This is a genomic window from Roseibium sp. AS2, assembly GCF_038900065.1.
GTDB lineage: Bacteria > Pseudomonadota > Alphaproteobacteria > Rhizobiales > Stappiaceae > Roseibium.
The window spans coordinates 353,084-374,036 of the sequence record NZ_JBBMQN010000002.1 but is presented as its reverse complement, the minus strand read 5'-3'; the positions used below and the strand labels follow the sequence as shown (position 1 = coordinate 374,036).

General features: G+C 62.4%; 21 protein-coding genes. 11 read left to right on the top strand and 10 right to left on the bottom strand.

Annotation, left to right across the window (positions count from 1 at the left end):
- Positions 1-11 precede the first annotated feature (11 nt).
- The 4 genes from WNZ15_RS06710 to WNZ15_RS06695 form a co-directional block, all read right to left on the bottom strand.
- A complete protein-coding gene (locus tag WNZ15_RS06710; RefSeq protein ID WP_342892187.1) occupies positions 12-1,178 on the bottom strand; it encodes a phosphatase PAP2 family protein in 1,167 nt (388 codons plus the stop codon).
- Between the two features lie 28 nt (positions 1,179-1,206).
- A complete protein-coding gene (locus WNZ15_RS06705; protein ID WP_342892186.1) occupies positions 1,207-2,889 on the bottom strand; it encodes a winged helix-turn-helix domain-containing protein in 1,683 nt (560 codons plus the stop codon).
- Positions 2,890-3,068: 179 nt separating this feature from the next.
- Complete coding sequence (locus tag WNZ15_RS06700; RefSeq protein ID WP_342892185.1) at positions 3,069-3,602, bottom strand: hypothetical protein; 534 nt, start codon at positions 3,600-3,602, stop codon at positions 3,069-3,071.
- A 372-nt stretch (positions 3,603-3,974) separates the two neighbouring features.
- On the bottom strand, positions 3,975-4,364 hold the full coding sequence (locus WNZ15_RS06695) for a mannan-binding lectin (protein WP_342892184.1): 390 nt from the start codon (positions 4,362-4,364) through the stop codon (positions 3,975-3,977).
- 365 nt (positions 4,365-4,729) lie between these two features.
- Here WNZ15_RS06695 and WNZ15_RS06690 point away from each other — a divergent pair, with 365 nt between their 5' ends.
- Together WNZ15_RS06690 and WNZ15_RS06685 are read left to right on the top strand one after the other, a co-directional pair.
- A complete protein-coding gene (locus WNZ15_RS06690) occupies positions 4,730-6,106 on the top strand; it encodes a hypothetical protein (RefSeq protein ID WP_342892183.1) in 1,377 nt (458 codons plus the stop codon).
- 199 nt (positions 6,107-6,305) lie between these two features.
- Complete coding sequence (locus tag WNZ15_RS06685) at positions 6,306-6,560, top strand: DUF2164 domain-containing protein (RefSeq protein ID WP_342892182.1); 255 nt, start codon at positions 6,306-6,308, stop codon at positions 6,558-6,560.
- An 80-nt stretch (positions 6,561-6,640) separates the two neighbouring features.
- On the opposite strand, the gene WNZ15_RS06680 is transcribed toward WNZ15_RS06685, so the two are convergent.
- On the bottom strand, positions 6,641-7,444 hold the full coding sequence (locus WNZ15_RS06680; RefSeq protein WP_342892181.1) for an AraC family transcriptional regulator: 804 nt from the start codon (positions 7,442-7,444) through the stop codon (positions 6,641-6,643).
- 111 nt (positions 7,445-7,555) lie between these two features.
- Between WNZ15_RS06680 and WNZ15_RS06675 the strand changes: the two genes are divergently transcribed.
- The gene (locus WNZ15_RS06675; protein ID WP_342892180.1) at positions 7,556-8,092 is read left to right on the top strand and encodes a peroxiredoxin-like family protein; all 537 of its coding nucleotides are present in this window, start codon (positions 7,556-7,558) and stop codon (positions 8,090-8,092) included.
- Positions 8,093-8,351: 259 nt separating this feature from the next.
- On the opposite strand, the gene WNZ15_RS06670 is transcribed toward WNZ15_RS06675, so the two are convergent.
- Positions 8,352-8,591: a DUF1127 domain-containing protein gene (locus tag WNZ15_RS06670; protein WP_342892179.1), complete on the bottom strand. Its 240-nt coding sequence runs from the start codon at positions 8,589-8,591 to the stop codon at positions 8,352-8,354.
- Between the two features lie 103 nt (positions 8,592-8,694).
- Between WNZ15_RS06670 and WNZ15_RS06665 the strand changes: the two genes are divergently transcribed.
- The 5 genes from WNZ15_RS06665 (at position 8,695) to grxD (ending at position 14,396) form a co-directional block, all read left to right on the top strand.
- Positions 8,695-10,200: a PLP-dependent aminotransferase family protein gene (locus WNZ15_RS06665; RefSeq protein ID WP_342892178.1), complete on the top strand. Its 1,506-nt coding sequence runs from the start codon at positions 8,695-8,697 to the stop codon at positions 10,198-10,200.
- Positions 10,201-10,333: 133 nt separating this feature from the next.
- Positions 10,334-11,299, top strand: coding sequence for a calcium/sodium antiporter (locus WNZ15_RS06660; protein WP_342892177.1), 966 nt, complete (start codon positions 10,334-10,336; stop codon positions 11,297-11,299).
- A 129-nt stretch (positions 11,300-11,428) separates the two neighbouring features.
- Positions 11,429-13,627 (top strand): phosphoribosylformylglycinamidine synthase subunit PurL, encoded by a 2,199-nt coding sequence (gene purL / locus WNZ15_RS06655; protein WP_342892176.1) that lies wholly within the window; start codon positions 11,429-11,431, stop codon positions 13,625-13,627.
- Between the two features lie 44 nt (positions 13,628-13,671).
- Positions 13,672-13,905, top strand: a complete 234-nt coding sequence (locus WNZ15_RS06650) for a BolA family transcriptional regulator (RefSeq protein WP_068419787.1) — start codon at positions 13,672-13,674, stop codon at positions 13,903-13,905.
- Between the two features lie 155 nt (positions 13,906-14,060).
- Positions 14,061-14,396, top strand: coding sequence for a Grx4 family monothiol glutaredoxin (grxD, locus tag WNZ15_RS06645; RefSeq protein WP_342892175.1), 336 nt, complete (start codon positions 14,061-14,063; stop codon positions 14,394-14,396).
- A gap of 120 nt (positions 14,397-14,516) precedes the next feature.
- Here grxD and WNZ15_RS06640 read toward each other — a convergent pair whose 3' ends face one another.
- The gene (locus tag WNZ15_RS06640) at positions 14,517-14,735 is read right to left on the bottom strand and encodes a hypothetical protein (RefSeq protein ID WP_342892174.1); all 219 of its coding nucleotides are present in this window, start codon (positions 14,733-14,735) and stop codon (positions 14,517-14,519) included.
- Between the two features lie 60 nt (positions 14,736-14,795).
- Here WNZ15_RS06640 and WNZ15_RS06635 point away from each other — a divergent pair, with 60 nt between their 5' ends.
- Positions 14,796-15,077 (top strand): antitermination protein, encoded by a 282-nt coding sequence (locus WNZ15_RS06635; protein ID WP_342892173.1) that lies wholly within the window; start codon positions 14,796-14,798, stop codon positions 15,075-15,077.
- 293 nt (positions 15,078-15,370) lie between these two features.
- Here WNZ15_RS06635 and WNZ15_RS06630 read toward each other — a convergent pair whose 3' ends face one another.
- Together WNZ15_RS06630 and WNZ15_RS06625 are read right to left on the bottom strand one after the other, a co-directional pair.
- A complete protein-coding gene (locus WNZ15_RS06630; RefSeq protein WP_342892172.1) occupies positions 15,371-16,795 on the bottom strand; it encodes an aldehyde dehydrogenase family protein in 1,425 nt (474 codons plus the stop codon).
- The gene (locus tag WNZ15_RS06625) at positions 16,795-17,787 is read right to left on the bottom strand and encodes an NAD(P)-dependent oxidoreductase (RefSeq protein WP_342892171.1); all 993 of its coding nucleotides are present in this window, start codon (positions 17,785-17,787) and stop codon (positions 16,795-16,797) included. The genes WNZ15_RS06630 and WNZ15_RS06625 overlap by 1 nt, the downstream gene beginning before the upstream one ends.
- Before the next feature lie 116 nt (positions 17,788-17,903).
- On the opposite strand from WNZ15_RS06625, the gene WNZ15_RS06620 reads away from it, so the two are divergent.
- Positions 17,904-18,782 carry a LysR substrate-binding domain-containing protein gene (locus WNZ15_RS06620; RefSeq protein ID WP_342892170.1) on the top strand — a complete coding sequence of 293 codons (879 nt, stop codon included), beginning with the start codon at positions 17,904-17,906 and terminating at the stop codon, positions 18,780-18,782.
- A 73-nt stretch (positions 18,783-18,855) separates the two neighbouring features.
- Here the strand turns inward: WNZ15_RS06620 and ttcA are convergent, their stop codons facing one another.
- A complete protein-coding gene (ttcA, locus tag WNZ15_RS06615) occupies positions 18,856-19,815 on the bottom strand; it encodes a tRNA 2-thiocytidine(32) synthetase TtcA (protein WP_342892169.1) in 960 nt (319 codons plus the stop codon).
- Positions 19,816-19,994: 179 nt separating this feature from the next.
- On the opposite strand from ttcA, the gene WNZ15_RS06610 reads away from it, so the two are divergent.
- Positions 19,995-20,894 carry a LysR family transcriptional regulator gene (locus tag WNZ15_RS06610; protein ID WP_342892168.1) on the top strand — a complete coding sequence of 300 codons (900 nt, stop codon included), beginning with the start codon at positions 19,995-19,997 and terminating at the stop codon, positions 20,892-20,894.
- Positions 20,895-20,953 lie beyond the last annotated feature (59 nt).

The window sequence follows — 20,953 nt, the reverse complement described above, 5'->3', positions numbered from 1 at the left end:
GGTGCGGGGCCCTAGTCGTGAAGGTCTCTCCACTCGTCAACGGCCTTGGCCCGGAGCCACTCGAGAATTTCCGATTTCACCCGTGTTCTGGACGTGGAATGATCCTCGGACGTTGCCCAGATTTTCCCGCCAGTGGCGGATTCTCTTTTCTGGCGATCGTCGGCGGCCGAATACAGGGCGTGCCAGTCAAAATCCTCGGCGGGATCGAAACTCGGACCGTCGAACGTGGCGCTCGTCCAGGCCGGGCCGCCACTCAGTGCACTGACATGGTCCGCCATGGTCAAACCGAGCAAGGCCCCCGCGACACTGTCGACGGGAAAATGAACGCCGGCCACCGTGCGGTTGATTGCGATGCGCGCCGCGAGCCGCATCAGCATATCGCCCCAATAGGCCCTGTCGTTATACTGCGGGGTCTTGCTCTCGATCAGGATCTTCCAGAGCAGCCGTGCCATCAGAAACGCTTCCGTGGCATGGCCGCTGGGCAGCGAGCCGTGGGTCGGTGTCGGGATCATCGGCTGGATCTGCGGCGAGAACTCGATCGGGCGCTTGATGGCCAGGGCGAATTTCATGCGCTGGATCACCGGCAGTGAAAAACTCAGCGCGGCGAACAGGAATTCCAGAGTGTAGGGCGTACGCGCGCCATTGAGGAAATTGACGGATGCAAAGAAGGGCGTCGGCACACCGAGCTGCGCCACGATCTCCGCCGCGCGGTCCTGACGAATTTGCGCGTAGCCGGAAACCTGATCCAGCTGTATCCGAAACTGGTCAACTGACGGCGCCTTCAGCGACACCATCTTTTCAAAACTGACCGACCTGTCCTTGCCGGTTTCCGCACCGCGCCGCCACAGGATCGCGGTTGGCTGGCGCTTTCCCGTTCTGACGGTGATATCGACACTCGGCCCGAGGATCGACTGATAGATCGCGGCGCGCTCGCCGGCGGACAGACGCACCAGGTTTTTGACACTGTCCGGCAAGCCGGGCTCAACCGGGGAAATATCGTCAAGCCGGGTGCCTACGATCCCGTCCCTGGTGGTGAGAAGCGCCTCCGCCAGAAGCGGGCTCTCGCCGCCATTCGCGGCAAGCCCGTTTAGACCGTTCAGGCCGTTGAGACCGTTCAGACCGTTGAGGCCATTCAGACCGTTGTAGGCGCCCAGGGCACCTTCTGGAAAAAAGCTCATGTGTCCCCCTTGTTTCAATCGTTCCCGGTCAGTCGGGAATTCCTGCCAAGCGCATCAGCTCGGCAACCTTGCGGCCCATCTCGTAGTCAGCGCTAGGTGAAGCACGCAGCCACGTGCTGACCCGGATGTCGGGCTGAAGCCGCAGGAGTTCCCGGGCCGTTCGTCGGGCGCTGTCGACATCCCCTGTCCCGGCCTGTGCGACCGCCAGTGTGCGTATTGTGGAACTGTGCGACCGGTTGAGCCGCAGCGACTCCTTGGACAGGGTCACCGCGCGCGCATAATTTTCGACCGAAATATTGGCCCCTGCCGCCTGGACAAGGAAAATGAAGCGGTGCGGATCAAGCGGCGCAAGATGCAGCGCCCGTTCGGTGTCCCGCTTTGCGTCGGCACCCCGGTCGCGGAAGGCTGCGAGCATACCGCGCAGCGCTCTCGCCTGGGCGTCGTTGGGATTGGAGACAAGCGCTGCGCTGTAGCGGTCCTCGGCCTCGTCGAGCCTGAGCGCCAGGTTGACCAGCACCTGGCCTTCGCACACCAGCGCCAGTCCGTGTTCAGGTTCCAGATCCAGAGCCCGCCCGGTGTAGTGCAGTGCCGCACTCGCTTCCCTGGCAGGATCGTCGGCCCATCCCTGGACCGCGCGCAAAACGTGCCATCTGGCAAGCCAGGCCAAGGGAGCGGGATGGTTGGGCACCTGTGCGCTGACATATTCCAGATATGTTTTTGCCTGATTGAATTCCCTCGGCGTCAGCCGGTACATCAACCCGACAGCCCCTTGCAGAATGCTGAACAGCTTGAGGCTCTGCAGGGGGCGCGACTGCAGGCGGCGCAGCTCGTTCAAAGTGATCGCCTTGCGGATGCGGGTCACGATCTGATGAACGCTGTCGGTATCCTGCAGAAAGGAATCCAGTTGACGTTCGAACCGGTCAGACCAGAGGACAAACTGGGTCTCCGTTTCGCAGAACTCCACGGAAACGATGATCCTTCCGCCCCGGCACACAACATAGCCCGACAGGATGAAATCAGCCCGCAACTGGTGACCGGCGCTGCGTAGGCCACCTGTGGGACTGCCCATTGACGACGACGAGAACCAGGAAATGATATTGACGTCTTCCGCCAGGGACAGAGCCGTGGTGATGTCATTGGCAAACAACGCCCCCAGGCTTTCGTCCTGGCTGCCTGCCTGCGCCTTGAACGGCAGGATCGCCAGGGTCGGCAGCACGTCCTTGGGATCGAGCTGGGGCAGCAGGGACTCCGCCGGCCCGTTCGCACGCGGACGATCAAGCGGATGGGCTGCGCCGGCGGCAGTGGGCCCGTGTGCTCCCGTGGTCTCCGGTTCCCTGGCAGCGACCGGCAGCCGAGCTGAGCCTGTCGCCTCCGGGTCCACCCTGCCGTTGAGAATGTAGCCCCTTTTGGGAACGGTCCTGAGAAGGACCCGGTCCCTGTCCTGAAGAGCTTTGCGGATGTCGGCGATGCACTGTGTCAAGCTGTCGTCGGTGACGGCGATGTCCGCCCAGACTTCCTGCACAAGTTCATCGCGCGTCACCAGGTTGCCCAACCTGCCCGCGAGGAGTTGCAATACCTTCGCCGACTGGGAACGCAGAACTGTTTCTTGGCCATTTGCTGAAACCAGGCGCTGGGAATGGCAAAAATATTTCACGTCGCCAAACAGAATTCTTTCAGGCGCTTCGGCTATCTCCAGCAAGTGTTTCTTCATCCTTGTGGCGCTGACCTGTCGGATTGGACTTCTGGGAAAGCCTCCGTATCGAACGCTGCGCTTCGCAGTCGTCCGAAATCGCGCTGATGAACCGCCCCGAAAGCCCCTCGGGAAGATATCACCTTTCGTTTTCGCGCAATAGTCGCAATTCTCAAGGATATACATAATGAGATGAAATCCTATTCCACTTTCAGCAACAGGGCCGGGTCTCCGGCCTCGACACAAGTCAATCCCTCCAGGGTTACCGACTGCAGGGTTCGTTTGCTTTTGGCGGACACGGCGATTGCATCCGCCCCCTCGGGGAACATTGGCGGCAAGGTAGGTTTCTCGACCAGGATCCCGATCGTTTGAGGTGTTGTAACCTTCGCCATGACGAGCCATCCTCGAATACCGATCTGCACCTGGGCCAGGCCGCCCACGGCGCCGGGCATCTGCAAGATCGCCACGAGATCGAACAATTCCTCGAGCTTCACCAGAAGCCCTTCGGTTTCAGCCCCCAGCAAGGGGCTCAAAGGCGCGTAGCTGTTCAGTTTCGCCCAGTTTCGAACAACGCCGAAGTGCAGAAGCGGGCCGTTTTCGGTACAGTAAAGCCAGTGCGTATGGACGTGCGCTCCCTTCTGCGTCCGGGCAATGCAACTGTAGGTACATCCGATCTCCAGGTCGCTGATGTCACCAGCGCTGTCGAAGGCAAGGGAATGAAAGCTGTGTCCCATCAACTGACCTGACACATACGTTCCGGTGCCGTTTTGCATAACCGGCTCTACTTCGATTGGAATGCCCCGATAGAAAGGGAAAACCGAGATCTGAAGAAGATGTTGCACATTGAATGAAATCAAATTTGGCCGTTCCCAACAGAAGTTTGCCGCACCGGCGGCTTAAAGTGCTGAAGGGTCCACGATTGACCGGATCGCACGCGAAAACCTGAAATCCGTGCGAAATTTTCCTGAAATCAAACCGTTTCCAGCGCCGGCTCCCGACCTCGAGAACGAGGACGGAACGGCATCGCAAACGGCGGAAATTCGCCGGAAAAGGTCCTGTCCCGCGGGAGGCGCGCGGCCCGGTCATCGGGCCGCGCGGCAGGGCCGTCAGTTGTTCAGGTCAACCTGACACACCGACATCTGGCTCGGCACGGTGGTCCACCACTGGCCATTCCACTTGCCGGCAACGGAGAAACCCACGACCGGGCACTTCTTGTCGGCATCTTCCTGGTTCCAGATCGGGCCGGCTTCCAGGGTCTTGATCGGAATGTCGGTGACGCCGCAGACGGACATTTCACCTTCGACGGTGGTCTTCCACTGGCCATTCCATTTGCCTTCGTAGGCAGCGGCAGCAACCGGACACTTGAGTTTGGCGTCTTCATCGTTCCAGATCGGTCCTGCTTCGATGTCGCGGGCACCGGCCGCAGAGGCAAACATGACTCCGGCCAGCATCGCCAGCGCCGAACTCTTGACAACATTCTTTGCACTTACAGACATTTCCGTTCCTTTCGAGATATCGGATCTCAATGATCCAGCTTGTTCTCGTGCCGCAACCCGTTACCAGCGGCCACACCGACAACTTGCAATCCCTGACTGCGAAAATCATGAAAGCAATCTGAAGAAGTTCGGAAAAAAACTGAAATCTGTCGGGGCGAAATCTGATGCGTTCCGAAATCGAAAATTGAGCCGTTGCAACGCCACGGATCCGAAGACCCTTCCCTGGCGCGTCCCTGGCGCACGCGCCGGACGGCAGCAACCACAACTTCGGATTGATTTCAGTTTTTCCACGCGACGGCGCGATAGGCTGGAATGCAGCCCGAAGCGGCTGCACGTCACCAACGGGATCAACCAGGAAGAGCACCATGCAAAGACCCTTCAAGAAAGCCATTGCGGCGGCGGCCATGCTGTTCGCATCGTCGCTGTCCGCCGCTCATGCGGACCTGTTGAACGCCTCCTATATCAATACCCAGCCGCAGCCTTTCGGCACGCTGAGCCTGACTATGGCCAAAACCTATGGCGGCACGAAGTTCAACCGCTTCAACATCATGGGACTGACGTTCTGCGACCCGGACGCTTCCGGATGCGAGGTCTACAATCCGGTCCATTGGGGCGATCAGCCGATCATGACCTATTCCACCGGGACCGGGGGAGAAGGCAACTGGACCGCTGCCAGTCCGGATGCGGTAGCCGTCGTCAAGGCGCTCAAGGCCGGCGGCGCCAGTGTCTATGCGTCCATGGTCGGCGGCAACACGGTTCCCTACCTGAACGCCCTTGCCGACGACCAGGGCACCGCCGGCGCGGCGAATTGCGCCGAAAACGGCCCTGACGTGACCAAAAGAGCCTGTGCGGCTTTCTATCTGACCCAGGCGTTTGCAGCCTACGGCGTGGACGGGCTCGACATCGACATCGAAAGCGACTGGTCCAGTCCGCCGCAATACTCCGGCGCGGAAGCGACCGCTGCGTTCGAGATCCTGCTTTCGGGGCTGACGGACGGCGGCACGGCAGAGCCCTCCTTCGGCATGTCCTTCGCCCCATATTACGATTCCGCCGCCGATCCGGTCAGCGCGTCGACGACGGCAGGCGCCTGCGTCTACAAGAAATACGGCATTACCGGTTACATTGACGCCCGGCAGTATTATGCCGGCGGCACCAGGGGCATCACGCTCGACAGCCTCTATGACGATGTGGACACGCTTCTGTCGACATTGTCCGGCTATCCGTGTGCCCCCGACGTGTCACTCGACCTTGCCACCAGCCAGTTTGTCGTCGGCATGTCTCCCTATTCGGTTCTGGGTTTCGAGTTTCCGTTCCGCGGCGGTCCGAACAACTGCCAGTACCAATACGAAAGGGGCTACCCGAACTGTTTCGAGGAAATCGCCGACATGGTTGCGGGCTACACGTCTTCGAACGGCGCAACCAAACCGGCGCTCGGTATCGGCGGCAGCTTCGTCTGGACGATCCAGCTCATCGATCCGGTCTATTATGCCTGCGCGATGGACGTCGCGCTGAACCATCCCGCGAAGATCGGCGATCTGTCGAAACTGTGCGGGACGATTGCCGCCCCCACCTACAACGACGGCGCCTGCAGTCAGTATCCGGCAAGCGCGAGCAAGGCCAAGAACGGCGACAAATGCTGCGCACCGAACCAGAGCCTCACCTGCACGGGCTGGGTTCCCCATGCGGTCAATTCTTCGGCCGGCCTGACCTACTACGATCAATGCACCTGCGATGTCAGATAACAGACCGTGGAGCGGGCTTGAGAGACCTGCGCACCCGTGGCTCTCTCCCAGTTTGAACGGATGATATCCCATTGCCCTGCACAGGAAACGGCCGTGATGCAGCGGCCGTTTCCAATTCCGCTCACACCCTGTATTGCTTCACCTTAACGAGCGGTGAGCGGGACCGGTTCCGGCCACCCCGACCAGACAGGAGGCAGGCATGACGGAACTGAAACTCGACAAGGACAGCAGAACCCGCCTCGCCGGCCGGATCAAACGCTTCCTGGGCGACGAACTCGATGTCGAGATCGGCAACATGGACGCCGAACAGCTGATCGATTTCCTGATCCCGAGCCTCGGTGCCCGATTCTACAATCTCGGCCTGACGGATGCCCGGGCATTGCTTGCCCGCAAGGTGGACGACATCAACGACGAATTCTATGGCCTGGAGCGTCAGGTGGAGGAACGCGGCTAGCTGTGAAACCGGATGTCATTCCTCAGGCAATGACATCCGGCCGTGTCCCGGCAGTTCCACAATCGTGATTGCGGCAGGCCCTAGGCCGGCGCGGCCGAGCGCTTCTTCGGCGGATGGCCGAAACGCCGCGAATAGGCGCGGGAGAAAGCCGCCGGACTGGCGAAACCGCACAGGCCGGCTACCGATTTCACTTGCCGTCCGGCATCCAGCTCCGCCCTGGCAATATCCAGACGCCAGTTCGACAGATACCCCATCGGCGTCGCGCCGACGCGTTCGCGGAAAGTGACCGAGAACTGGGTGCGTGACATGCCAGCCGCTTCGGCAAGCTTTTCCAGGGTCCAAGCTTCGCCGGGCGCCTCGTGGATCGCGACCAGCGCGGCGGCGATGCGCGGATGCGACAAACCGTTCAGCAGCCCGGTATCCGCCTTGCCCTCTTCCATCGCGTGGCGCAGAAGCCGGATCACCACCACTTCGCACAAACGCTGAAACGCCGCCTGGCCGCCGCAACGCGGAACCGCCACCTCTTCAATCAACGGCATGACCACCGCATTCAGGTAAGGCTCCTCCGACAGGGTGATGGACAGGATCCCCGGCAACGCGCTGATCAGTTGCCTGCCGATACCGGTAATGGCGATCCGGGCCGCGACCAGCGTGGTTTCGTCCGCCGCGGGGCCCATGGCCTGACGGTCTGCGGCGCCGACTTCACGCGACGGGCAGAACACCAGGCGCAACCCCTGCCCCTCGGTCCGGTAGATCTTCAAATTGGCCGTGTGCCCGTCCGCACAGCCGGCCGGCACATTGGTGACCTGCACCCGCAAACGGTCGATCAGGGACGACAGTCGGTCCAGTTTTCCATTGAAGGAGGTGCGGTAAGGCACAGACATATTCCGTACTCCGGGACATCTTTTTGGGATGTATCTGTCACATTCGTTCGTTATCTTATGAACATCCGCAGGGAATTGTGAAGCCTTGCAACCAGAAAAAAGAGGATAAACATGCTCATACCACGCCAGCCGGTTCCCGGCCTCACGCTCGAAACCCTCGACAGCGGGTCGTTCGACCTTGCCGCTGACGGCGCCGGGTTCGCGACGCTTGTCGTGTTCTATCGCGGTCTGCACTGCCCGATCTGCGCCACCTATCTCAAGGAACTCGGACGCCTGACCCCGGATTTCGCTGAAAAAGGCGTCAAGACGATCGCAATCTCGTCCGACGGCAAGGAGCGCGCGCAGCAGATGGCGGACAAGGTCGCCCAGCCGGACCTGCGCTTCGGCTACGATCTGTCCTTGCAGGTCGCCAGGGACTGGGGGCTGTTCATCTCCACCAGCCGCGGCACCACCTCGATCGGCATCGAGGAACCGGCCCTGTTCTCCGAGCCGGGTGTGTTCCTGGTAAAAGCCGATGGCACGCTCTACTTCTCGTCGGTGCAGACCATGCCGTTCGTCCGCCCGCATTTCCAGGAAATGGTCGGCGCCCTCGATTTCGTTCAGAAGAACGACTACCCGGCACGCGGTGAATACACCGACGCTGTCTGAGCCGACTTGAAAAAGGATGCCGGACACGGGCTGCATCGTGTCCGGCATCAACAAAGACCGGCGAAGGAAAAGCCGGTCTTTGTATGACAAGCCGCATTGACCATTGCGCAAATTGCGTCGGCAGCCGCTCACGAGCGCTACCCCCGCCACGGGAACCTGCCTGACGGTTTTCCTGCCGATGACATTGTGTTTGCGGATCAGCGCACCGGGTTCTCCCCGCCGCAACTGCCGAAAACTCACATCCTGTCTGCCAGTCGCCTCAGAACCAGTCCTTGTATGGCGCATTGCTCTCCCAGAACGGGCGCATGGCTTCCGCGCGCGCGGCGGCACGGGTCAGGCCGAGGTCCTGCAGTTGGTGATCGTTCAATTCCAGCAGATGAAGGCGTGTGCGATGGCGTCTGCGCCAGAGCCGCAATTGCTTCTGCAGCTTGATCAGGACCGAACCGACACTCTGCAATCGCCGGACCGGCCGGCCCGGGATTGTTTCGATTGAACTCATATCGCACCTTCCAAAGGGTAACAATTCGCTACATAACGCCAAATTGTAGCGCTACAATCATATGAATTGACCCAGATCAGGATGCAATATATAAATTGTCACCATGACAAATTGGCACCCCCATCTCCCCGAGGGCAAGGGCCCGCTTTACATCCGTCTTGCCGACCGGATCGCCGAGGACATTGCCACCGGCGCGCTTGGCGCCGGCACCAAACTGCCACCGCAGCGGGACCTTGCCTACGACCTGGGCGTCACCGTGGGTACCGTTGGCCGCGCCTACGCGCTGATCCGCCAACGCGGGCTGGTCAGCGGCGAGGTCGGGCGCGGCACCTTCGTGCTTGGCAGCAATCCGGGCACGGGCCTGGAGGAAGACGTCAAACCGGACCTTGACCGGGACCCGCGCACCGTGACCGGGCAGGCCGGCACACCGGCCGTCTCCTGGCTGCAAGGCGCCATGACCCCACCCAGGGATACGGAATTCGCCGGCACCCGCATTTCGATTCCCGCCCCGGAATCGATCCGTTTCGACAGCACCTCCGCGCCGGAAATCGGCCAGGCCGAAGCCATCGGCCGCCTGACCGCCGACATCACCCGGGAAGCCCCGCACGAAATTGCCAGCTACACGCGGGCGGTTCCGGATAGCTGGCGCAAGGCGGGCCGGCTCTGGCTGGCACGATCCGGCTGGGAACCTTCAGAAGGCGGCATTGTCCCCACAACCGGTGCACAGGCGGCGATCATGGCGATCATCGCGGCAACAACGTCACCCGGTGACCAGATCGCCTTCGAGGACCTGACCTACAGCTCGATCGCCCGGGGCGCGGCGCTTTCCGGACGCCCTCCCGTGCAGGTCGCGCGCGATGACGAGGGCCCGTTGCCGGAGGATCTGGCGCGCGTCTGCGCCCAGAAACATCCCAGGCTCTTGTTCGTGATGCCGACCATGCACAATCCGACGCTTGGCCTGATGGGCGCGCAGCGCCGGAAGGATATTGTCTCGGTTGCACGGCAATACAATGTCTCGATCATAGAGGACGAAGTCTACGGTTCCTTGCGCAACACCGACCTGCCGCCTCTGGCCGCGCTCGCGCCGGAGCGGACATTTCATGTCAATTCCCTGTCGAAATCGGTGACGGCGGGCGTGCGCGGCGGCTGGGTCGCGAGCCCCCTCTCCCATGCCCAGAGGGTCTATACCGCCCACAAGATGCTGACCGGCGGCATCTCGTTCCTGTTGTCGGAACTTTCCGCCCGGCTGGTCCTGTCGGGCGCGGCCGATGAATTTCGTGAAAAGATCCAGTCGGAAATCGCCGCGCGACACGAACTCGTCCGCGAGCACCTTGGAACTTACGACATGAATGCTGCCCTGGACGCCCCGTTCCTATGGCTGAAACTGCCCGAACCCTGGCTTTCCGGCACCTTCAAGGCGGCGGCGGCCTCGGTGAACGTGCTGATCGACGACGAGGACGAATTCAAGTCCGGCCGCTCCGACAAGGTCTATCACCGGGTCCGCATCGGCGTCACCAATCCGATGACCCGCACGGAGACCGCCAGGGGCCTGGCCATTGTGCAGAGCCTTCTGGAAGACAATGGTGCCTGTTACGACAGTTTCGAATGAGTGGTGCGTCCGCCTTGCGGAAAACGCGCCCGCGGCATTGCGCAAACCGCGGCCGATATCACGTCCTGACGGTCCATTGCGGGGCGTGCGATGAGCCCCCATATGCCGGAAACCTGATTTCCGGATCTCTCGAATGACCCTCGTTGAAATTCTGCTCGGCCTTGTGCTTCTGGTTGCCGGCGGCGACCTTCTCGTGCGCGGCTCGGTCGGCCTGGCGCAGCGCTTCGGCATGTCCGAACTGCTGATCGGTCTGGTGCTGGTCGGGTTCGGCACCTCGACGCCGGAGCTTCTGACCAGCATTCTTGCCGCCCTGAACGGCTCGCCGGGTATTGCCGTCGGCAATGTCGCCGGCTCGAACATCGCCAACATCCTGCTCATTCTCGGTCTGACCGCCGTGATCTGTCCCCTGCGGGTCGAGCCGTCTGCCTTGCTGCGTGACGGCCCCGCCAACCTGCTGGCCGCTGCGGCCTTTGCCGGGCTTGCGCTCACCGGGCAGATCAGCCGCGAAGCGGGTCTTGCGCTGATGGGCGCCCTGGCCGTCTACCTCGTGCTCACCTACCGCATGGAAAAAGGCCGGCACACGCCATCGGCGGACCTGCACCGGAGCGAGGCCGACCTGATCAGTCCGGGCCCGCAAGCCTCCAATCTTGCCCTCAATCTGGTCATGGCCTTCGGCGGCCTCGCGATGATCCTGGGCGGGGCACATTTCCTCGTCTCGGGCGCCATCACCCTGGCAAGGGCCGCCGGTGTCAGCGACGCCGTGATCGGCGTGACCGTCGTCGCCGTTGGCACGTCCCTGCCCGAACTCGTCACCTCCGTCATTGCCGCCCTCAAACGCCAGACCGACATCGCACTCGGCAACATCCTGGGTTCGAACCTGTTCAACATTCTCGGCATTCTGGGACTGACCGCCGCGATGACGCCTCTGCGGGTTCCGCCGGAAATGATGCGGCTGGATATCTGGGTGCTGCTGGCGGCCACGGTGATTCTCCTGGTATTCGCCATGACCGGACGGCGCCTGTGCCGCTTGGAGGGCGCGCTCATGCTGCTGGCCTATGGCGGTTATACGGCAGCGATACTGGCGCTTGCCCTTGGATGACGGACAGGATTGTGGATAATCTTTTACCCGTGACTCTCCCCATTGGCGGGACAATCTGCTAAATGGCGGCATCACTGCCTGCCTGCGCCCGCGCGGACCAACCGCAGCGGCCAAGAACACTGGACCGACATGATCCCGAACGACATCAAGATCACGCCCGACCTGATCGCCTCCCACGGCCTGAAGCCGGATGAATACGAGCGCATTCTGGAGCTGATCGGCCGGGAGCCGAGTTTCACCGAGCTCGGCATATTTTCGGCCATGTGGAACGAGCACTGCTCCTACAAGTCCTCCAAGAAATGGCTGAAGACCTTGCCGACCGAGGGCCCGCGGGTGCTGCAGGGACCGGGCGAGAACGCCGGCGTGGTCGATATCGGCGACGGCCAGGCGGTGGTCTTCAAGATGGAGAGCCACAACCACCCCTCCTATATCGAGCCCTACCAGGGCGCCGCGACCGGGGTCGGCGGCATCCTGCGCGACGTCTTCACCATGGGCGCGCGTCCCGTTGCCGCCATGAATGCGCTGCGCTTCGGCGCACCGGACCACCCGCGTACCAGACACCTGGTTTCCGGCGTGGTCTCGGGTGTCGGCGGCTACGGCAATTCCTTCGGCGTCCCGACGGTCGGCGGCGAGGTCGAATTCCATCCCCGCTACAACGGCAATTGCCTGGTCAATGCTTTTGCCGCCGGTCTGGCCCGCTCGGACGCGATCTTTCTGGCCAAGGCCGAAGGCGTCGGCCTGCCGGTTGTCTATCTGGGCGCCAAGACCGGACGCGACGGCGTCGGCGGGGCGACCATGGCCTCCGCCGAATTCGACGACACCATCGAGGAAAAGCGCCCCACCGTTCAGGTCGGCGACCCCTTCACCGAAAAATGCCTGCTGGAAGCCTGCCTTGAACTGATGGAGACCGGTGCGGTCATCGCCATCCAGGACATGGGCGCCGCCGGCCTGACCTGTTCGGCCGTGGAAATGGGCGCCAGCGGCGATCTCGGCATCGAACTGGATCTCGACAAGGTGCCGGTGCGCGAGGAGCGCATGAGCGCCTATGAGATGATGCTGTCGGAAAGCCAGGAGCGCATGCTCATGGTGCTTCGCCCCGAAAAGGAGCACGAGGCCGAGGCCATCTTCAAAAAATGGGGCCTCGACTTCGCGATCGTCGGCAAGACCACCGACACCCTTCGGTTCATCGTCCGGCATCAGGGTGACATTGTCGCCGACCTGCCGATCAAGGAGCTGGGCGACGAGGCCCCCGAATATGACCGTCCCTGGATCGAACCGGCGAAGCTCCCCGTGCTCTGCGCCACGGACGTTCCCGAGCCGGAAGACTACGCACAAGCGCTGAAAACGCTGGTCGGCAGCGCCAACGGCTCCTCCCGCCGCTGGGTCTATGAGCAATACGACACGCTGATCCAGGGCAACACTGCGGCAACGCCCGGCGGCGATGCCGGGGTGATCCGGGTGGACGGCACGCGCAAGGGTCTGGCCTTTTCCGTCGACGTCACCCCGCGCTATTGCGAGGCCGATCCGTTCGAGGGCGGCAAGCAGGCGGTTGCCGAAGTCTGGCGCAATCTCACCGCCGTAGGCTCCGAACCGCTGGCGGCCACCGACAACCTCAATTTCGGCAATCCGGAAAAGCCGGAGATCATGGGGTCCTTCGTCGGCTGCATCAAGGGCATCGGCGAAGCCTGCCGGGAACTGAATTTCCCGATCGTCTCGGGCAACGTCTCGCTTTACAACGAGACCCATGGCGAGGCGATCCTGCCGACACCCGCCATTGGCGGTGTCGGCCTCCTGCCGGATGTCACCATCCGCGCGGGCGCTGCGTTCGCCGGTGAAGGCGACGCGATCCTCGTTATCGGCGGCTATGGCACCCATCTCGGCGCCAGCCAGTATCTGGCCGAAATCCTCGGCCGTGAGGAAGGCGCTCCGCCCCCGGTCGATCTGGCCGCTGAAAAGCGTCGCGGCACCCTGGTCCGCCAGTTGATCGGCGCCGCCCGCCTGACCGCCGTGCATGACATTTCGTCCGGTGGCCTGGGCGTTGCCCTTGCCGAGATGGCAATCTCCAGCGGGATCGGCGCCACCGTCAAGGTGGACGGCCCGGCCCATGCGGCCCTCTTCGGCGAGGACCAGGGCCGGTACGTCCTGACCGTGTCACCGGACCGGGTTGAAGCCGTTCTGGAAGACATTCTGGACGCGGGTATCGACGTTCAACAGATTGGCACCACGGGTGGTGCCAGATTGACTGTGGAGGGCATCCTCACCATATCCGTTGCAAACTTGAAAAAAGCACATGAAGATTGGTTCCCGAATTACATGGCAGGCGTCTGAAGCCGCTTGCCTGTCAGGAACTTGACAACAAGGACGAACGCACGATGCCGATGAACGCGAATGAGATCGAAACCCTGATCAAGGAGGCGCTGCCCGACGCTCAGGTGGAGATCCGTGATTTGGCTGGAGACGGCGATCATTATGCGGCCAATGTGGTCTCGGAAACCTTCCGGGGCAAAAGCCGCGTCCAGCAGCACCAGCTGGTCTACGAGGCACTGAAGGGCAATATGGGCGGAGCCCTGCATGCCCTTGCGCTGCAGACAAAGGCACCGGACTGATCCGAAAGGGAACCCGACATGATCTGGCTTCTGCTTGTCGCAACACTTCTCAGCCTCCTGATCATGGAATTTCGGATATGGCGAGCCATCGGCAATCTGCTATATCGCACCGCATTCACACGAGTTGCAGCGGCTAAAAACAAGGACACACGCTCATGAGCATTCAGGACTGGATCAAGAACGAAGTCGGCAGCAACGACGTGGTGCTGTTCATGAAAGGCACGCCGAATTTTCCACAATGCGGGTTTTCCGGCCAGATCGTCCAGATTCTCGACTATGTCGGCACCCCCTACAAGGGCATCAACGTTCTGGAAGACGATGACCTTCGCCAGGGCATCAAGGAATTCACCAACTGGCCGACCATCCCGCAGCTCTATGTGAAGGGTGAATTCGTCGGCGGCTGCGACATCATTCGCGAAATGTTCCAGAATAAGGAACTGCAGGACATGCTCGCCGAAAAAGGCGTCCCGACCAGCGAGAAGACCGCCTGAGTCGGCTTTCTTTGTGAACGGCCTGTTCGAAGGGGCGGATCTTCCGCCCCTTTTTACGCCATGCCCGGCGTTCTACACCGTGCGCCCCCCCGAAACAGATGCGCTGAACTGCATGCCTTGTCAGGCTTCGCGATCCCGGTTCGTCATGGGAGCTGCTTTCCGCAATGCATCACGCGGGGCCTCTCGCAGGCAAAACCGGGCAGCACTCACCTTTATCCAAAGTAAACCCGAATCGAAATCCACCGAATAAGGCGAAAACTCGGCAAAACTTGCCGAATCGTCTAAACTGAACGCAAGGTGAATGCGGATTTCAGGGAAAGTACAGGTGCGTTCCGCCATTCTTCGTCCAGACGACACGGCCTCTGGAAAAGACCGGGCCGGGAAATGGGACCGGGGACAATGAAGAAAATTGCAGTTGCGGCAACCACCACATTCGCGCTCGCGCTGGCCGGCGTCGGCTTTGCCATGTCCGGCGGTGTGAAGACCGACAGCGAACTGCGCCGGGTGGACTGCCAAGCCCTGACCATGTTCACTCCCGCCTACAGGAAAAGCGCCGAGGAGCTTTGCGCCAACTATGGCGGCATCGCCCAGAAAGACGCCGCCCCGAACAAGGAAGGCCTGGTGATCCTCGTCCGCAACCAGCCCATGGGCGGCTTCGACGGCGAACAGTCCCTGCGCTGAACGGCATTGCATTCACAGGCATTTTTAAAAGCCGGTTTCGGGTCGCTGCCCGATGCCCCGCGCCGCCCTGACTATCGGCCTGTTAAGATTGCACAGGCCGGCAGACGGGTTTCATGCATCATCTTGGTATTGACCGAACGGACCAGGATCTGATCGCCCCTTAGGGCGACCACCTCGCCGGCCAGCGGCTCCACAGGGATGCCACAGTCTGTCGAGGTCTGCTGCACGCGCAAGGTCATGGAGCATGCGATAGGCAGGCAACAGGTGCCTGTAGAGACCGGGTCACGACGAAGTCACCCGGTAATCGCCTTCAGCTCCAGGAAATCCTCCAGACCGAACTCACCGTATTCGCGGCCGTTGCCGGATTGCTTGTAGCCTCCGAAGGGCGCGTCCCAGTCCGGTGCCGCGCCATTGATATAGACACTACCGGCGCGCAGCTTCCGGGAAACGCGCTTCGCCCGCACCGGGTCGCCGGTCTGGAGATAGGCGGCAAGGCCATAGGGCGTGTCGTTGGCGATCTGGATGGCCTCTTCTTCCGTGTCGAACGGGATCATCACCAGAACCGGGCCGAAAATCTCGTTGCGGGCAATCGACATGTCGTTGCCGACATCGGCAAAGACCGTCGGCCTCACGTAGTAGCCGGTGTCGAAGCCGTCCGGCTTGCCCGGGCCGCCGGCGATCAGCCGGGCCCCCTCGGCAATGCCGCTCTCGATATGGGCCTGGATCTTGTCGTATTGCAGGCTGCTGATTACCGGGCCGATATGATCGCCCTCCTCGGCCGGATCGCCGACCTTGACCTCGCCCGCGATTTTCGCCGCCAATTCGACCGCTTCAGCGTAGACACTCCGCTCGACCAGAAGCCGGGTCGGTGCGTCGCAGGACTGGCCGGTGTTGGAAAAGCAGCTTTCGAGTGAAAACCGCAGCGCCGTTTCCAGGTCCGCGTCGGCAAAGAGCAGGTTCGGTGACTTGCCGCCGAGTTCCAGCGCGACCCGCTTCACGGTTGGCGCCGCGTTTCGCGTTACCGAGACGCCGGCGCGGGTGGAGCCGGTAAACGACATCATGTCGATGCCCGGATGGGCGGACATCACGGCGCCGACGCCCTCGCCGTCGCCATTGACCAGGTTGAACACGCCCGGCGGGCAACCGGCCTCGTCGACCATTTCGGCAAACAGCAACGCGGACAGCGGCGCGATCTCGCTCGGCTTCAGAACCATGGTGCACCCGGCTGCCAGCGCCGGCGCGACCTTGGCGGCGATCTGGTTGATCGGCCAGTTCCACGGCGTGATCAACCCGCAGACGCCGATCGGCTCGTGCCGGAGCAGACTGCCGCCGCGCGGGCTCGGCCACTCGAACCGGTGCGCTTTCAGAGCTTCCAGCGTGGCCTGCAGATGCCCGGTGCCGGCCGGTGTCTGCTGTTCGCGCGTGAAGGTTCTGGGCGCGCCCATTTCCAGGCGGATCGCTTCGTCCATTTCGCCGGCGCGGCGCTCATAGACGGCGATGATCCGCTCCAGCAGCGCCGCCCGCGTGTCCACGGACGTTTCCGACCAGGCGTCAAGAGCCTGCCGGGCGGCGGCCACCGCCTTGTCGACATCGCCTTCCGATCCAAGCGAGATCACCGCGACCGGCTTTTCCGTGGCCGGGTTGATCACGTCCAGATCATTTGGCGCGACCGGGTCGACCCAGTCACCGCCGATATAAAATTGCCGCTTTTCAATCATCAGCCTGCCGCTTCCCGCATCTCCCGAACCGCGTCATCGCCGCGTTTCGGCTTCACCTCATACCCGGCTTCTTCCGGCTCGTCGTCAACCATCTCGGCCGGAAAACCCGGTGCCAGAACGTCGAGACCGGTCACCTCTTCCAGCCGCCTGATGATGTTGGGCGAGAGTTCGCGCGGACCGAAGCGGTCGATCGCATCGGCGAAGATGCTGTTGAGCAGGGGAGACAGTTCAAGCGGCACATCGTGGGCCTCGGCAATCGACTGGAACAGCCCGATATCCTTGGCCACAAGGTCCATGGTGAAGGAAATGTCGCGGGATCCGTTCAGGATCACCTGGCTTTCCGTCTCGTGGACGAAGGAATTTCCGGAGGAAATGCGGATCGCCTCATAGGCGGTCCCCATGTCCATTCCCGCCGCCTTGCAGGTCACAAGCGCTTCGGCAACCGACACCAGATTGGCGGTCGCCAAATAATTGGTCACCACCTTCAGGACGGACGCCGAGCCGATCTCGCCGGTGTGCAGCACCCTGCGGCCCAGCACGGTCAAGAACGGCAGTGCCTTCTCGAAGGTTGGCCGCGTGCAGCCGGCGAAGATCGCGATGTTGCCGGTGGCCGCCCGGTGACAGCCGCCGGAAACCGGACACTCGATGGCTTCCGCGCCTGTCGCGATGACGCGTTCCGCCAGGCGCTTGGTCTCGCCGGCATCCGTGGTCGACATTTCCGCCCAGATCCGGCCCGGCCCGATGCCTTCCAGAATGCCGTCCGGCCCCTCGACAACCGCGGCACAGGCCGCCGGGCTCGGCAGACAGGTGATGATCACGTCGCACGTCTGCGCAAGCTCCTTCGGGCTGGAGGCGCGAACCGCCCCCCTGGCGACGAAGCCCTCTTCCAGGGCAGGATCGAGATCGAGAACGCTCAGGTCGAAACCGTTGCGCAGGACACTGCCGGCAAGCTTGCCGCCGACATTGCCAAGACCGATGAAGCCGATACGCATGAGCGCGCCTTTCTGAAGAACTGATTTCGGGAAAACTCACCCTGCATCTCGCGCAACTCAAAGAGAAACGATATAATAAGGCAACATTACCAGTATTTTTTTATGAATGGTGCGCGATGCCGTCCCTCCCCAATCTGGTCTGGATCCGAAGCTTCGAGGCCGCGAGCCGTCTGGGCAGTTTCACCGCGGCGGGCACCGAACTTGGCCTGACCCAGGCCGCCGTGAGCACCCATGTCAGCGCGTTGGAAACCCAGCTCGGCCACCAGCTTCTGGAGCGGACCACGCGCAAGGTCGACCTCACCGCCAGCGGCAAGGCCTATCTTCCGGCCGTGCGCAAGGCGCTTCAGGAACTCGCCACCTCCACCGAAGGTCTTTTCGGCAGCCGCTCGACCGGGACCGTCACCATCCGCGCACCGATCTCCGAAGCCGCGCTGATCATGGCCCCGGCCCTTGCCGATTTCCGGCGGCAGCATCCCGGGCTCGATATCCGGCTTCTGTCCGCCATCTGGGCGGACACGGTCCTGGAAACCGGCATCGACATCGAGATCCGGCTGGGCACGGGCAACTGGCCGGACAGTCCGGCGGAACCGCTCGGTCCGGAGGTCATCGTTCCGGTCTGCCATCCGGAAATGGCCGCATCCCTGAATGCCCCTGAGGACCTGCTGGCGCAGCCACGCATTCATGTGCTCGGCTTCGACGATCACTGGCCCCGCTATCTGGAGGCCTGCGATCTGCCCCGTCCGGAAAGACACGCAAGCATCACGGTCGACACGTCGCTGGCCGCCGTCGAACTGGCCGCGGCGCATGGCGGCATCGCGCTGCTGCTCGGCAAGGTCGCCGCGCGTCCCGTTGCCAACGGCCGGCTCTCGGTTCCGCTTGATATCCGTGTTCCGTCTGCCCGCACGCACCACCTGCTCAGCCGAACCCCGGCGGTCTCGCCGAAAACCGCGACACAGACGGTGGAGGCATGGATCAGGGAGCTGTTCGCGGGATAAGGTCCCGACGACTGACGGTTCACGCATCCCGGCCAAACGACACGCTGCGCCGCAGACCGGATGGAACGGCCTCTTACTCCGCCGCGAACAGCTTCGCCGTCATCGCAAGGCTTGCCCCGCAAGGCTCTTCCGCCTCAGCGCCGTCTTCGGCAGGGGACCCGTCTTCTGCAGGGGGGCTGTCCGCCGGACGCAGGTTGATGAAATCATACAGCGACCGGTCGAGCAGATGCGAGGGACGCGAATTTCCCAGCGCGCGTGCCATGATCGCCATACGGCCGGGGCTCTGCTTTTCCCAGCCCTGAAGCATGCGCTTGACTTCCTCGCGCTGGAGCCCGTCCTGGGAGCCGCACAGGTTGCAGGGAATGATCGGAAACCCCATGCCGTTCGAATAGCGGGCAATGTCGCCTTCCGCCGCATAGGCGAGCGGGCGCAGCACCAGAAGATCGCCTTCGTCATTGATCAGCTTCGGCGGCATGGAGGCCAGACGGCCGCCGTGGAACAGGTTCATGAAGAAGGTTTCAAGGATGTCGTCCCGGTGATGGCCGAGCACGATCGCCTCGCAGCCCTGTTCGCGTGCGATCCGGTACAGGATCCCCCGGCGCAGCCGCGAACACAGCGAACAATAGGTCCGGTGCGCCGGGATCTTCTCGGTGACGATGGAATAGGTGTCCTCGCGCACGATGACATGCTCGATGCAGTTGTCTTCAAGGAACTTCGGCAGGATGTCGGCGGGAAACCCCGGCTGCGCCTGATCGAGATTGCAGACGATCAGATCGACCGGCAGCAGACCGCGCCATTTCAGCTCGATCAGCACCGCCAGCAATGTGTAGCTGTCCTTGCCGCCGGACAGGCACACCAGCCACTTCGGCTTGTGACCGTCGGCCGTGGTCTCCCGAAGCATGCCGAAATCGCTGATTGCCTCACGCGCCTGCCTCAGCAAGCGCTTGCGCAGTTTCTTGAACTCGACAGTTGAAGGCGCTGCGCGCAAGAGCGCGGGCACGTCGGTGACGGAGCTGTCGGCGATGTCGTTCATGATAGCGGCTCGATACGGTGTCCGGTCTTTGCGCTGGCATAGCGGATCGCGGCGTCCGGGAAAAGGGCAAAGCGTGCGCGCACCGCGCGCGTGCCGGCGTGCAGACACCGGCACCGTCGCTCTTGCAGCGGGCGATCCGCTTCCTATGATGGCCACCGCAATGCCTTGGAGGGGCTCAGGTGAAAACGCAATATGTGGAACTGGTGGCCGCGATCGCGACCCTGGGCAGCCTTGCCGCGGCGGCAAAGGCACTGGACAAGTCCCAGCCGGCCATCACCAAGGCGCTCAAGAAGGTGGAGAGCGACCTCGGCGTGGTGCTCTTTCACAGGGTGCCGAGCGGGATCGTGCCGACGCTGGAGGGCCTGCCCGTCATAGAACGCTGCCAGCGGATCCGCCGCGACCTGGAGAAACTGACCGAGGACATCGCGCAATCGCGCGGCACCTATGTCGGGTCGATTTCCGTGGTGGTGTCCCCGTTGGCCGCGCTGAAGATCATTCCGCCGGTGATGCGGCGGTTCCAGAGCCGGTTTCCCGGGATCGAGCTGCGCATCACCGGCGGGCACGCGCCGGACGCCTTCCGCAGCCTGCGGTCTGGCGAAGCCGACTTCGTGATAGGTCCTGCCCCCGAGGACGTCTCGAGAACGGGTCTTCATGTCGAACACCTTGTGAAGACGTCGATCACCTTCCTGGCCGGCCGGCAATCGCCGCTGAAGGATCTCAGCCGCCCGGAAGATCTGCTCGGGGCCCGGTGGGCCGTCATCGGGCCGCGCAGCCGCCCGCCTCTCTTCCAGAGCTATTTCCGGCATCACGGCCTGCAGGGACCGGACCCAGCGATCAGATCCGATTCGATCCTGAGCATCCTCGCCATCCTTGAATGTTCGGACGTCCTCTGCTCGTTCCCTTCGTTGATCGCGGACGACCTCGTCGCCAGATGGGACGTGGCCGCGCTGCCGGTGGACCTGAGCATGCTCACGGTCGATATCGCCCTCACCTGGACACGGGAAAGACTGCTGACCCCAGCCGCCCTCGCCTTCGCCGACTTCATCAGGGAAGAAGGCCGGGGCCTTAGCCAGACATAACCTGAGGTTATACCCATGAGATCAGGTTAATTGAGGGATATACCCCTTGAGTGCTAGTC